Here is a 13,977-nt window from a genome sequence, read left to right on the forward strand (position 1 = left end):
GGCTTATTTTGGTGATTAAAAAGGGCATATCGAGTATGCCCTTTTACCTACTTCAGTTAATAATTGCAGTGAGTAAGTCCTATTTAGAAGGTCACTGATGCTTCAGCAATTATGCCGTCCCATTCTGCTCCGCCTGCAGCACCAAACTCAGTAGCACCACCGCCAGAGAATTGTTCTTCTTCTTGTTTCACATATTCAATTTTAAATAAGGTTGAATCATTCATCCACCAACCGGCACCAACCTGCAATCTTGTTGCATCATTTTCCGTCTCGATTCCTTCACTATCGTTTGTCGATTCTTGATAGCGCACCGCTAAATAGGCACTAGCGGTAAGATCGTATTTACCTTCAATTGACCAAAATGCCATTTCTGATTCTTGTTCGATATAGTTGGTCTGCAAGCTACCCTGACCATCTGCCCAACTAAAATCGTCGTTGGCTTTGCCGTATAAAGCATGGATCATGAAGTTATCGGTTTTGTATTGCACGTCGGCTTGCCAGATAAAGGCATCAACGCCGGGTATGATCAACGTATGAGTGCCTCTAGCACTTACCGCCGTACTAGCGAACTGATAGTTGTCACCATCACCTAAGCCTATTGCAGAACCAAATGCTTTGCCTGTTACGGCATCCATATCATGATTGGTTTTGAAGGTACCTGCACCGAAAGAAAGTCCGCTCTTGAAATTCAACGTCCCTCTTAAACCATAGTTATAACCACGACCGTCACTGAAATCAGCAAAGAAGTCAGGTGTAGAAACAACTGCATCCCAGGTGATGTTTGTGTCGTTTGAGACATCATGAACACCGTAAACCCAAACACCTTCTTCAGCGGTGATCATGTCAACTAAGCCATTTCCTACAAATGGATTGGCTTGAACCGCGGCACCATCTGAATAACGTAAGAATGTCTGAGTGGTGGAAATGAGATTACCTAAACGCAAGCCCATGGTATCGGTCATATCAAATTGAATCCAAGCCAAATCTTGCGAGATAGCAGCACTGCCGTTATTCCAATCATTTGGTTCTTCCGCAAGCTCTGCAAATATCGACACTTTTTCGGAAACCTGTGCATTAATGTTCAATGCAAAGCGCAAACGATGGAAGCCTGAGTCAGATTCTGCATCCGCCGGATTTACCGCAGCTCCGTCAACTTCCATTCCTGTCTGCCAAGACTGCATGACGGCACCGCTAAATTGAATTTTACTTGTATCAGCAGCGAAGGCTTGGCTAGCTAATAAAGAGGTCAGAATCGCTGATGCGACTTTTAATTTTTTAAATTTAATTTTCATGATTATTTTCCCATTGTATTGTGGCCTGTGAATGGTTAGCCATCGACTATTTCGCAATTCGCATGCCATGGTTTTTACATTTCGATAACAAAATAAAACCAGTTAAAACAATGGGTTGTGCTTTTTGTTGAAAATTGTGAGTGACGCTTATGTTGCAATGTTGCATTAGTGATGCGACAAGTGAATGATACCTGTGATAAACATGCTACGAGCGGATTTGAGGTATCAAAAAAAGCCAACGCAAGGCGCGTTAGCTATTTTTAATCGAGGCTAATTTAGGTTAGTTAAGTGGCGCAATAAGACTGTGGTTTTTTTAGTCGTTTGCTAGTAAATTTCGTTAGGTTGAACGATGTTATATTTGCGCATTTTTCGATATACAGTGGAGCGGCAAATATTCAACTCTTCTGACACTTGAGTGATATTCCAACGATACTTTTTAAGGGTTTCTAGTAAATGCTGTCCTTCCTGATTTCCCACATAATTTGAAAGTGTTTTATTTTGCTCAACAGAGTCTTCAATTGGCGCTTTGTTTTCTAATTGTATGTTGGCACTTACTATGTCTTTGGGGAGGCAGTCTACTTCAATTTTATTGTCTTCGGATAACGCTTCTGCAAACTTTAGAGCGCTGACTAACTGGCGGATATTGCCAGGCCAATGATAACTGTGCAAAATACTCCGTGCCTGCTCGGAGACTTGGATTTGTTGCTCAGAATTTAGATTGTTCAACAGATAATTAATTATAAAATCTTTGTCTTTTCTATCTCTTAAGTTTGGTAATTCGATAGACATACCGTTTAAACGATAATAAAAATCTTCCCGAAACAATTTTTGGCCAATTAATTCGTGCAAATTTTGGTGGGTAGCTGAGATAACTTGAATATCGATATGCGTCGGCTCAGAAGCGCCTAGTGGGATGGTCTCCCTCTCAGCTAAAACCCGTAACAAACGGGTTTGCAGTTGGATCGGCATATCACCTATTTCGTCCAGAAATATAGTGCCTCCGTGGGCCAACTCCAATTTACCTTTCATTCCCTTTTTATTCGCACCAGTAAAAGTACCGCTGCGGTAACCGAATAATTCGCTCTCGATCAAAGATTCTGGAATAGCTGCACAATTGAGGGCGATGAAAGGTCCATCAGAACGGTCGCTTGCACGATGAATTGCGCGTGCAAACGCTTCTTTTCCTGTACCCGTTTCACCGGTAATCAGGAATGGAATATCTTTATTAATGACCCGCATGATTTGTTTAATTTGCGACTGTGCAACGGGGTCTTCCCCCGCGAGCTGTTGCAAAGTCGGGTGCGCTTTCATTGCTAAGCTTTCTGTGGGTTTTCGTTCTGCAACAGTGTGTACACTGCTTAACTTGCCAGATGGAACCCGTAAGCCAATCTCAATTTCCTCTAGCATCTTAGGCGAGAAGGATCGCACGACGACGCCGCCACCTTTACTTTTGGTAAGCAACTCATCAATTGATTGACCAACGATATCTTCTATTTGACTGCCCGGAAGTTGTTGATCTGCAGGCAATAATGAATCGTATTCAGCGAAAGCAGAACGATTTGCACCTACGATGATACCTCGTTCATTCACCGCTAAGAGTTGTTCTTGAATGAGATCTGCAAAGCTTTCTGTTGGTTTAATACTCATGGTGATTTGATTGCGATATGCTTGTCGAAAATAACTATTTTCGATCATTCGTCCGTACATCATTACCATTTGTAAGGTCAAAAATTGGTTTTCTTTGTTTTTCGAAGCACCTAAACAAGAGGCATTTAAGCAACCCCTTAATTCCCCCATTGGATCGAAAATAGGTGTGACTGAGCAACTCAATTGGCTTTGTTCCGCAAAAAAATGTTCGTGTTGATGAACGATAATTGACTCTTTTTCAGCTAAACAAGTACCAATTCCATTTGTTCCAACTTGTTTTTCTGACCATCCAGCTCCAACTCGTAATCCAGATTTCTGACATTTTTCACGAATACTATTAGGTATTTTAGCGTCTAAAGTTAAGCCTGTTTCATCGGTTAAAACAACAGAAAAACCGGCATTTGAAATTCGTTTTGCAAGGCCAGTAACACCATGCTTTGCAATATTTAAAAAGTCTTCTTGTCGCTGCAACTGTTGTTGCATTTCACTACTAGATAAAATCTCTACTTCGCTTTGTTTATGCGGGTCAAGGCCATATTTCAAAATACTTCGCTGCCAAGAATTGACGATCATTTCATTCGGTTTTACATCTCGTTTTTGAAAATTTCCGGTCATAAAAGCGATAACGTCGTTTGTCGATTTGAGCTGAGGTGCTTGTCTCATTTTATCCATTCTCCAACACAATTAAATTCCTAGCGTAAACAGCAAATTTTTCACTATTTTCGTTCTATTCATTTAGACCTTCCTTTTCACCATAACACTGAATTTTTAAATGTTTAACATTTATTTGACATATGTTGGCAATGTTCAATATATCCAAAATTTAGGTGTCTCATTTTCGCATTTATGCTGCAACACCTGTGTACTATTTAAAAATCATGTTTTCAAAAGGTTAAAGGCTAAAAATAATAATTCGTTAAAAATCAGCTGGTTATAAAATTATTTAAAGGGAAATGTTATTGGCATGTTAATTGATTCATAAGTTCGCCAATCAAAAAATCAAACAGGGGCACGGATAATAATGAAATCTTTAGTATTTAAAATGAAATATCTTAGTTGTTGCATAGGCGCTGTAGGGCTGATATCCGCTTATTCGGTATCAGCAGCAAACCTGACAACCCTTAACAAAAAAATTGAAAACTATAAAACGGTTACCCACAAACGATTAGTTGAAGCAGCACCCCAAGACTGGTTGTTGCCTAAAGGTAATTACGAAGGCTGGATGTACAGTAAGCTAAAAGAAATCAACTCTAAAAACGTTAGTAAGCTTAAACCGGTTTGGACTTACTCTACGAATTTGGACTCAGGTCATGAAGCACCTGCACAAATTAACAATGGCGTTATGTTTGTATCTACACCTTACAACAACGTACTTGCATTAAATGCCAAAACTGGACAACTGTATTGGCGTTATAAGCATGATAATCCGTATGATTTGAGTGTTATGCACAATACTAGTCGTGGTGTAGCCTTGTGGGGTGACAAAGTTTATGTTGCTGGCCTAGATGGCACACTTAACGCGTTAGATGCAGCAACGGGTGAACGTTTGTGTCAAAGCCAAATCGGTGATTGGAGCATAGGTGCATACATCACGTCAGCGCCTACTCCAGTGAAAGGCAAAATTCTAGTCGGTCCTTCAGGCGGCGAATATGGTGTACGTGGTTTCCTTGAAGCTATGGATGCAGAAACCTGCGAAACTGCTTGGAAAACCTATAGCGTACCTGGCCCTGGTGAGCCTGGCCATGAAACCTGGAAAAAAGAAGGAAAACGTCCTGACGCTTGGAAATATGGTGGCGGCAGTATGTGGATGCCTGGCAATTATGACGCCGATGAAGATATCCTTTATTGGGGCGTAGGTAACGGTTCGCCTTGGTTAGGTGACCAACGTCCAGGTGATAACTTGTATGTTGCATCTTCTATCGCGATGGATCCTGACACCGGCAAAATTAAGGGGCACTATCAGTACCACTATAACGACTCTTGGGATTGGGCTGCGATGAACGCACCTATGCTGATTGATGGCCTCAAAGACGGTAGAAAAAAGGTTAAAGGTTTAGTTTCTCCACAACGTAACGGTTACATGTATTGGTTAGAAAGAGATGGTAAAGGCAAGATTGAATATCTCGAAGGCAAACCTTTCGTAGCGAACAATGCGTTTAAATCTTTGGATCCTAAAACGGGTCGTCCTACCTATGATTACGACCACGTTCCAGTCACTGGCAAACGTGTCTCTTACTGCCCAAGTCTTTGGGGTGGGAAAAACTGGCCTTACGAATCATATAACCCAGATACAGGGATGATGTATGTACCAGCAAACGACAACATTTGTAATTCCTTCGAAGGTAAATTCCAAGATGATGTTGAACCTGCTTCAGGTCAATTCTGGGCTGGTATCGATATTCCTGACTTAGACGTGTATTTAGCTGATAAGAATAAAGGTGTTGGCCAGATGCAGGCGTGGGATGTGAACAAGCGCGAAAAAGTATGGCAGCACGATTACGGCAAAACCATGAACTGGGGACCTGTTCTATCTACAGCTGGCAACATTGTATTTAGCGCCGGTACCAATGATCGCATGTTGCGAGCATTTGATGCCAAAACTGGCGAAGTACTTTGGGAGTTCCCTTTGAACTCAACCGCTATTGCACCACCTGTCGCTTATGAAGTGGACGGTAAGCAATACATAGCTATAACCGCTGGCTACGGTGTTGATCCTCATTGGACCAATGGTGTTTTGGCAGCAAAAGACGAAACCGGTGAATGGATATCAGATGTGCCTGAAGGTGGCGTAATCTGGGTATTCGCTTTACCTGACGCTTAAAAAGCTTGAAGGGGAGGCGAGTGTCTCCCCTGACTTTCATAAACCAATAAAATAAAAAGTCTATTTAGCCTGCTGAAGTTCGAGGTGTAGCAATGAAAGAAAAAATAAATAACAAGCATGATGATATCGAGCAAGCAGCATGCTGTGGTTGTGCCCAAACCAATCAAAATCACGGTACCGATAGCAAGAGACGCAATTTGCTGAAATATCTTGCTTTAGCAATACCGGCAGTGAACTGTTTCACTGGAAATACAGCATTAGCTGCAATCAAGAAAAAATCGCCAGAAAGTAAATTGCCCCCACAAGTAGGTGATCGTTTTACCTATTTTAGCAAGCGTTTACAGGGACCTTTAATCAAAATATCTGATCTCGCAGAATCAGATAAACAATTGCTAGTGGTACCTGTGGATCCAAAAACCGGGGAAGTGCGAGATGGCTCTCGTTACAACCAAATTCTGATTCAAAAGCTGTCTAAAGAATCGCTATCGACAGAAACACAGCAAATGTCTGCCGACGGCATAGTTGCTTACTCCGCCATATGTACTCACGCAGGCTGCCCAGTCACCGGTTGGGTAAAAGAGGAAGAAAACTATATGTGTCCTTGCCATCAGTCGGTTTTTAATCCTAAAGAAGGCGGCGGAGTGGTGTCTGGTCCTGCGCCAAGAAAATTACCTGCCTTGGCATTAGCCGCTGAAAACGATGAACTCGTGGTTGCCGCAGAGTTTAATAGTTGGATTGGGTTTGGAAAGCCACCACGGTGAACACGTTAATTCAAATTAATTGGTAGTGCGTCAAATGCTACTTAATAGATAACCAAAGAGAGTTAATTATGAAAAAAGTCAGTATTAATTTAATTGTTATTTCACAAATGCTTTTGGGACTTGCTGTATCAACAACTGTGTCAGCCGCGGCGAAACCGATTACAGGAGTGAGTTGTAATGGTGGTTTTTTCGTAAGAACACCTGACAAACATATTCATTGGATTGATGAAGAAACCGAAGAGCATGTTCAGGTTTATGACAAAAGTGATGACATTTATGCCATGGCACAATGTGGTACGGGCGTGGTGACGGTTTTTGAAAAGCAAATCGATGGTGAGCAACAATACAATGCGACCTATAGCCCAAATTGCATGAACATTGGCAGTGAAAAAGGCTTGTCGTCACATATTTATGAAGGTAAAGAAAAGATAAATAAGATCGATGCAAAGGACGGAAAACTCGAGATTCGCTTTGTTAATAACACTTACCTGCGTGGTGAGACCTGTGCGTCAGTTAGTGCAGGAAAATAAAGTGTTAGCGCGCGCTTTTGGGCACGTTGCAGTGGTTAAGCAGTTAATCTGCTTTGCCACTGCTTTTTTGTTTTTAATCAGCTGTATCGGCACAAAAAGTCCGACTCACGCAACAGTAGACGCTGATCGAGTGATGCTCAGAGCAGTACTTGATAAGCTAGAACAATCTTATCCTCTTTTACCTAGCGTCGATGAAAAACCAACATCATCACCGCTTTTTAGGTTGGGCAAAGAATTATTTTTTAGCCGCTCGTTAAGTGGCAACAAAGACGTTGCTTGCGCTAGTTGTCATCATCCGTACCTTGCAGGCGGAGATAAACTTAGTTTGCCAGTTGGCGAGTCAGCTTATGATCCCGAGTTGCTTGGTCCCGGCCGTTGGCATGACTGGCAGTCTTCTGCTGATCCTAATGCGGATGGCGCGCCAAACGTTCCACGTCACGCACAAAGCACTTTTAATTCTTCATTATATAATCGAGCAATGTTTTACGACGGTCGTGTTTTTGTTTTAGATGACGAGTCTAAGAATGGCGGTCAGGGCCAAAACCATCGCACACCTGATAGTAATTTATGGTTAGGAGATATTGCTGCAGGCAATGATCTTTTGGCCAGTCAAACCCGTTTTCCAGTGGTCTCAAATGACGAAATGCGCGGCTATAGTTTCGCCACTGCACAAACTCATGAAGGCATACGTGACGCACTTGTAGCAAGAATGAAACAGCATGATAAAAATCAGTCATGGTTAAAATTGTTTCGTGCCGCATTTGGTGAACCTGATGCTAATGCCGATACGTTGATAAATTTTAGCAATATTGAAAAAGCCATTTCGTACTACCAATCTACCCAAGTGTTAATTGATAATGATTGGTATGCCTATATCAAAGGCGACGAAGATGCACTAACAGATTTACAAGTTGAAGGTGCATTATTATTCTTCAACCAATCGCAACAAGGCGGTGCTGATTGTGTTGCTTGCCACACTCCGCCAATTTTTTCCGATGAACAGTTCCACAATATTGCTGTTCCCCAATTTGGTAGAGGCAAGCAGCCCAATGGTGAAGATTTTGGACGTCGAGGGGTCACGCAAAAAGACCAAGATAGATTCGCGTTTCGGACACCCACTTTACTGAACGTGACCGCGACTGCTCCTTACACACACTCGGGGGCATTTACCCAATTGTCGGATGTTATTGCTCATCATATCGATCCTGTGAACTCCATTGAAAATTACGATTTTAGTTTCGCCAATAATCCGCAAATGCAGTATGTCAGTGAGTTTAATCCGCAGGCCAAAGCGCATTCTCAAAAGCCGCTTAAATTTTTATTAGAACAACAACAGCAAGGTTTGAGTAAACTACCCAGTGATGTGCATATTAATACCCATCAAAGGGATGCCATTGTAGCTTTTCTCAGTGCGTTGACTGACCCCTGTTTGAATAATCAAGAATGCCTTGCGGTTTGGGTGCCAAATGAAAATGAAGACGCACCCGACTCACTGCGCTTACATGCAAAAATAGGTGATTTTGCTCCTCCTCCTAAACCTTTGGCTAGTCTGAGCAAAACCTTAATCACTGATAACCGCAGTACGCTAAAATCTTCAGGTCGGATAAAAGCCATCGTACTTGAATCCCACTTATTTGGTTGCGAAGTCGCAAAGGTGGACGAGATTGACAATAAGCCCCATCAATTCAAAGAAGTGGCTTTAAGATCGGGGTTAACTAAGCGACATCACATTTCTTGGCCACTTTATAATCTACAATCTGCACAACGCCTAATTTTTAGTGGCGGTGTTGCCGCTGGCGATGTTGACGGCGATTGTTGGCCAGATATTTTTCAACCTACCGGAGATGGCTCGGCAGACGTTTTATACCGAAACAACCGAGATGGCAGTTACACCGACATATCTAAACAATGGGGAATTACCTCTAAAGAATTATCGAATGGCGTTGCCATTGTAGACATCGATGGCGACAACGATTTGGATATTATTACCTCTAATTTGGTTCACCCTAATTTGTCTTCTATAGCAGGTGAGTTAAATGGTGATCAACATAGCCAGAATCCCACGTTATACATTAATCATAACAATCAAAAATTTATACCGATTAAAAACTCAGGTATTGCAGCACAGTTAACCAGTTGGTCATTTGCGTTTGCCGATTATGATTTGGATGGTGATTTAGATGCATTAACGACCCACTGGCGAGGTCCTGGATTGGGAGGTCAACAGCCCAACCATTTGTGGGAAAATGTTAGCTCTGGTACTACTTTGGAATTTGTCGCAGCGGATAAAAAAGCGCATTTAATGGAAATGATCGGCAGCACTGACTTTACCTTTACCGGTACCTTCTCTGACATTGATGACGATGGCTACCCAGATCTGTTGATGGCCGCCGATTTTGAAACTAGTCAGGTGTATAAAAATAGCGGTAATGGTCGCTTTGAAAATACCACCCACTTATCACAGATTACCGATAAAAACGGTATGGGCAGTGCTGTGGCTGATTATGATAATGATGGCGATCTGGATTGGTTTGTCAGCAGTGTATCTGACCCCAATGGTAAAGCTGAAGGAAACTGGGGAGTAGAAGGAAACCGTCTATACAACAATATTGATGGACAATTTATTGATGTGACGGACGAGGCTGGAGTTGCCGAAGGGTTGTGGGCTTGGGGAGCGTGTTTCGCCGATTTCAATAATGACCAATGGCCCGATATCTTTCACGTGAATGGCTTTGATTTGGATAGTGAGTTACGCAAACACTTGGGTAGCCCCTATGCCTATATGAAGTTAAAACGTTCAATGCGAGAATTTGAAAACACCCCAAGTCGTTTATTTATGTCTAATCAAGATGGCACTTTTAGCGAACAGAGCAGTGAGCTTGGGATTACCGATACGTTATCAGGACGCGGTGTTGCCTGTTTAGATTATGACCGAGATGGTGATGTTGATATTTTAGTTAGCAATCATCAAGACCGATTGTTGTTATATAAAAACAACGCATCTTCGTCTGCAGACAAAAGGTTCATTCATTTGACCTTACAAGGGCTGGGTAAAAATACCCAAGCTATAGGTGCAAAAGTATACGTCACCGCCAATGGCATAACGCAATTGCAAGAGGTTCGGTCTGGCGGAAGTTTTATATCTAGCTCTCCATCTGAATTACATTTTGGTTTAGCAGATGCCGATGTTGTCGATGAAATTCGTATTGTGTGGCCTGGCTCGGAACAGTTTGAAAGCGTTCATCGGAATGTTGCGGTGAATAAGTTTTATACCATTAAACAAACCCAAAAGCTGGATGATGAGTTAGGTAACTCGGCTCTTCGAGCAATGACAATATCTTCTAAAAATGCAGATAACATCAGTGAGTAAATCATTTCAAAACTCAACCATTTGTTATTTAAATCTTAGTTTCAAAATAGGAAAAAAGTGAATGAGATTAAGTCAGTGTCATAATTTTCACGACTTTAGAAAACTTGCAAAAAAACGCCTACCTAGCCCCATTTTTGATTATATCGATGGTGGTGCTGATGATGAGGTTACTATGCAACGTAATACTCAAGCGTTTAATCAATGTGACCTTATTCCGAGTGTTTTGTCAGGGGTACAAAATATCGATATGTCAGTTGAAGTGATGGGCACCAAATTACCTATGCCTGTCTATTGTTCGCCAACGGCATTGCAACGTCTGTTTCATCATCAAGGTGAACGAGCAGTTGCTGCCGCAGCTGATAAATTTGGAACCCTTTTTGGTGTTTCTTCCCTTGGTACTGTCAGCATGGAAGAGATTGCTGAAAAATTCAGTGCGCCGCAAGTCTATCAATTCTATTTTCACAAAGACCGAGGCTTGAATCGGGTAATGATGGAGCGTGCTAAACAGGCCAATATCAAAATAATGATGTTAACCGTAGACTCAATCACTGGCGGAAACAGAGAAAGAGATTTGCGTACCGGTTTTTCGATTCCCTTTAGATTGAATTTAAAAGGGCTTTGGGAGTTCGCATCGAAACCTATGTGGGGGATTAATTACGTCACCCACGAAAAGTTTTCATTACCGCAATTAGACGCGCATATCGATATGAAAGGTGGTGCCAGTTCTATTGGGGGGTATTTTACTGAGATGCTTGATCCTTCAATGAATTGGCAAGACGTTGAAGACATGGTGGCGTTTTGGGGAGGCGAGTTTTGTCTTAAAGGTATCATGAATGTCGAAGATGCTAAAAAAGCCGTGGAAATCGGTTGTACCGGCATAGTGGTGTCGAATCACGGTGGTCGGCAACTAGACGGTTCTCGAAGTTCTTTTGATCATCTAGCGGAAATTGTAGAAGCGGTTGGCGATAAAATTGATGTGCTGTTTGATAGTGGGGTGCAACGTGGAACCCATGTGTTAAAAGCACTTTCATTGGGCGCTAAGGCGGTTGGTATAGGACGGATGTATCTATATGGATTGGCCGCAGCGGGACAGCCTGGCGTCGAACGCGCCCTCGGTTTGATGCGCACTGAAATTGAAAGAGATATGCGTTTAATGGGCTGTAAAAACATTCAGCAATTAAGCACCAAGAATTTGCGTTTCAGATAAGGTTTTGGTTTTTACAGCGGGTGGAAGTTTTGCCCACGATGGACATTTAAGCACAATAGAAACAAGGTGAGAAAATGAATTGTCAGAAGTTTAAGATTATTTGGTGCAGTATTTTCACTATTGCTGGGAGTAGTGTATCCGCTGTCAGTTTGGCTGAGTCATTAGCGATAGATGAACGAATTACAGTAACTGCAACTCGTCAACCTCTTGCAATTATGCGAGCCGATAGTAGCGTAAGTATTATCGACTCAAGTGAGATTGAAGAAGTTGGGCATCAGCATATCAATCAGTTATTTCATACTGTACCCGGTGGTTGGATAAGCCGTGGCAATGGTCAAGAACACTTAACTGCTATTCGTTCTCCTGTTTTTACCGGAGCTGGTGGTTGTGGCGCATTTTTATTTGCCCAAGACGGTATTTCCTTGAGAGCTCCTGGGTTTTGTAACGCTAATCAACTGTTCGATGTGAACTCTGAACAAGCTAGTAGAGTGGAGGTGGTTCGAGGCCCCAACAGTGTTTTTTACGGCTCTAATGCAGTTCATGGACTGATTAACGTTATTAGTGCCGATGTTGAAGGTGTGCAAAATACAGTTTCTGCTGACGTAGGCGGATACGGTTTCCATCGACTCAAAGGCACTTTTAGTCAAGGCACTGCAGAGGCGGGTTTTGCCTTATTAGCGAATATCACTGACGATGACGGTTATCAAAACGACAGTGGTTTCAATCAGCAGAAAATTGACCTTATTCATCAGCAATCTGTAGGTCGGTGGGAAGTTAAAAATGTGCTTAGTTATGCCAACTTAAACCAAGAAACCGCTGGTTTCATTGAAGGCGAATTGAGTTACAAAGATGAAGCTATGCGGCGTATAAACTTGAATCCAGAAGCCTTTAGGGAGTCTAAGAGTTTTCGTGCTCATAGTCAGTGGCAAACAGAACTAGAACAGGGCGTTTTTAAACTAACCCCTTACGTCCGTTGGACTGATATGCGTTTTCTACAGCATTATTTACCTTGGCAAGCACTTGAAGAAAACAGTCAACAAAGTGTTGGTATTCAGGGCCAATATGAAAAGCACTTTACCGATGTTGAATTCATTTCAGGAATTGACGTTGATCTTACTAATGGTGAGTTAACAGAGTCCCAAGGGGAAGACTTTTCGCCGACTATTCCCCAAGGTGTTCACTATGATTATGATGTGGACGCTACGCTTATCTCGCCTTTTGTGCATACAAAATGGAGTATTACAGAAAATACGCAGCTAAGTGTAGGCGCGCGTTTTGATATGACGAAGTACGACTACGATAATCATTTAACCGATGGTGATGTATGTGCAGCAGAGGTGGAAAATTGTCGTTTTACCCGTCCCTCTGATCAAACTGTCGACTTTGAACAGTGGTCTTGGCGTGTAGGCTTATTGCATTCAATCACTCCTAATCAAACTATCTTTTCTAATTTAAGCAGTGGTTTTAGAGCACCTCAAAGCACAGAACTTTTTCGCTTACAAAGCGGCCAACAAATTGCGAATTTAGAAGCTGAAGAAGTGCTATCTGTTGAGTTAGGATGGAAAGCATCGTGGCAAGGATTTCAGGCAGAAGCCGTTGCTTATCAAATGGAAAAAGAAAACGTAATTTTCCAAGATACTCAGAGACAAAATATTAGCGAAGGCAAAACAATGCATACGGGATTGGAATTCAATTTTCGTACAGCATTAGCTGATAATATTCAGCTTGATGCCAATTTGGGTTGGGGACGACATACTTATAAATCCGATTTAACCCTGTCTAATATTAACATCGAAGGGAATTATATTGATACGGCACCTAAAGTTTTGGCCGGAGCCAGATTACATTGGCAAGCTATGGAGACATTGAACTTCCGTCTGGAATGGACTCATATGGATGAATATTATCTAGATCCAGAAAATACAGCCACTTACGCGGGACATGACTTGTTTAACCTGCATTCAAGTTGGCAAATGAACGACAACATAAGTTTGTCACTACGATTAAATAACCTTACCAATAGAGATTATGCAGAGCGCGCAGATATCGCATTTGGCAATTATCGATATTTTGTCGGTTTACCTAGAACCTTGTTCGCTAGCATTAACTTCACCCTGTAAAAATCTGCGGGGCTAAAACCCCCGCCTACACATTCCTACCGTAGCATGGCCTTTAGGCCATGGGGAAACCCTTACAACCGCGGGGCTAAAGCACCCGCCTACACATTCCAACCGTAGCATGGCCTTTAGGCCATGGGGGAACCCTAACAACCGTGGGGCTAAAGCCTCCGCCTACACATTCTTGTTATGTTTCTTTGTTCTTGTAGCACGGGCTTTAGCCTGAAGAATC

The 13,977-nt window shown here is 42.2% G+C and carries 8 protein-coding genes; 6 read left to right on the forward strand and 2 right to left on the reverse strand.

Annotation, left to right across the window (positions count from 1 at the left end; genetic code table 11):
- Window positions 1-83 precede the first annotated feature (83 nt).
- Together KO530_RS08080 and KO530_RS08085 are read right to left on the reverse strand one after the other, a co-directional pair.
- Entirely contained in the window at window positions 84-1,292 is a 1,209-nt protein-coding gene (locus KO530_RS08080) for a hypothetical protein (RefSeq protein WP_216047899.1), read from the reverse strand.
- 324 nt (window positions 1,293-1,616) lie between these two features.
- Window positions 1,617-3,602: a sigma-54-dependent Fis family transcriptional regulator gene (locus KO530_RS08085; RefSeq protein ID WP_216047900.1), complete on the reverse strand. Its 1,986-nt coding sequence runs from the start codon at window positions 3,600-3,602 to the stop codon at window positions 1,617-1,619.
- A 358-nt stretch (window positions 3,603-3,960) separates the two neighbouring features.
- Here KO530_RS08085 and KO530_RS08090 point away from each other — a divergent pair, with 358 nt between their 5' ends.
- The 6 genes from KO530_RS08090 (at window position 3,961) to KO530_RS08115 (ending at window position 13,748) form a co-directional block, all read left to right on the forward strand.
- Window positions 3,961-5,760 (forward strand): PQQ-dependent dehydrogenase, methanol/ethanol family, encoded by a 1,800-nt coding sequence (locus tag KO530_RS08090; RefSeq protein WP_252728983.1) that lies wholly within the window; start codon window positions 3,961-3,963, stop codon window positions 5,758-5,760.
- Between the two features lie 92 nt (window positions 5,761-5,852).
- Window positions 5,853-6,521, forward strand: coding sequence for a ubiquinol-cytochrome c reductase iron-sulfur subunit (locus tag KO530_RS08095; RefSeq protein ID WP_216047901.1), 669 nt, complete (start codon window positions 5,853-5,855; stop codon window positions 6,519-6,521).
- Between the two features lie 68 nt (window positions 6,522-6,589).
- On the forward strand, window positions 6,590-7,051 hold the full coding sequence (locus KO530_RS08100) for a hypothetical protein (protein ID WP_216047902.1): 462 nt from the start codon (window positions 6,590-6,592) through the stop codon (window positions 7,049-7,051).
- The gene (locus KO530_RS08105) at window positions 7,026-10,421 is read left to right on the forward strand and encodes an FG-GAP-like repeat-containing protein (protein WP_216047903.1); all 3,396 of its coding nucleotides are present in this window, start codon (window positions 7,026-7,028) and stop codon (window positions 10,419-10,421) included. The genes KO530_RS08100 and KO530_RS08105 overlap by 26 nt, the downstream gene beginning before the upstream one ends.
- A gap of 61 nt (window positions 10,422-10,482) precedes the next feature.
- Complete coding sequence (locus tag KO530_RS08110) at window positions 10,483-11,628, forward strand: alpha-hydroxy acid oxidase (protein WP_216047904.1); 1,146 nt, start codon at window positions 10,483-10,485, stop codon at window positions 11,626-11,628.
- Between the two features lie 74 nt (window positions 11,629-11,702).
- Window positions 11,703-13,748, forward strand: a complete 2,046-nt coding sequence (locus KO530_RS08115) for a TonB-dependent receptor (RefSeq protein ID WP_252728985.1) — start codon at window positions 11,703-11,705, stop codon at window positions 13,746-13,748.
- The last annotated feature ends 229 nt before the right edge of the window (window positions 13,749-13,977 follow it).

It is taken from the genome of Aliiglaciecola lipolytica (genome assembly GCF_018860635.1).
Taxonomy (GTDB): Bacteria; Pseudomonadota; Gammaproteobacteria; order Enterobacterales; family Alteromonadaceae; genus Aliiglaciecola; species Aliiglaciecola lipolytica_A.

Bases quoted from the DNA above. Each gene is read 5' to 3' on its own strand.
- KO530_RS08080 (WP_216047899.1), bottom strand. From the start codon at position 1,292: ATGAAAATTAAATTTAAAAAATTAAAAGTCGCATCAGCGATTCTGACC.
- KO530_RS08085 (WP_216047900.1), bottom strand. From the start codon at position 3,602: ATGAGACAAGCACCTCAGCTCAAATCGACAAACGACGTTATCGCTTTT.
- KO530_RS08090 (WP_252728983.1), top strand. From the start codon at position 3,961: ATGAAATCTTTAGTATTTAAAATGAAATATCTTAGTTGTTGCATAGGC.
- KO530_RS08095 (WP_216047901.1), top strand. From the start codon at position 5,853: ATGAAAGAAAAAATAAATAACAAGCATGATGATATCGAGCAAGCAGCA.
- KO530_RS08100 (WP_216047902.1), top strand. From the start codon at position 6,590: ATGAAAAAAGTCAGTATTAATTTAATTGTTATTTCACAAATGCTTTTG.
- KO530_RS08110 (WP_216047904.1), top strand. From the start codon at position 10,483: ATGAGATTAAGTCAGTGTCATAATTTTCACGACTTTAGAAAACTTGCA.
- KO530_RS08115 (WP_252728985.1), top strand. From the start codon at position 11,703: ATGAATTGTCAGAAGTTTAAGATTATTTGGTGCAGTATTTTCACTATT.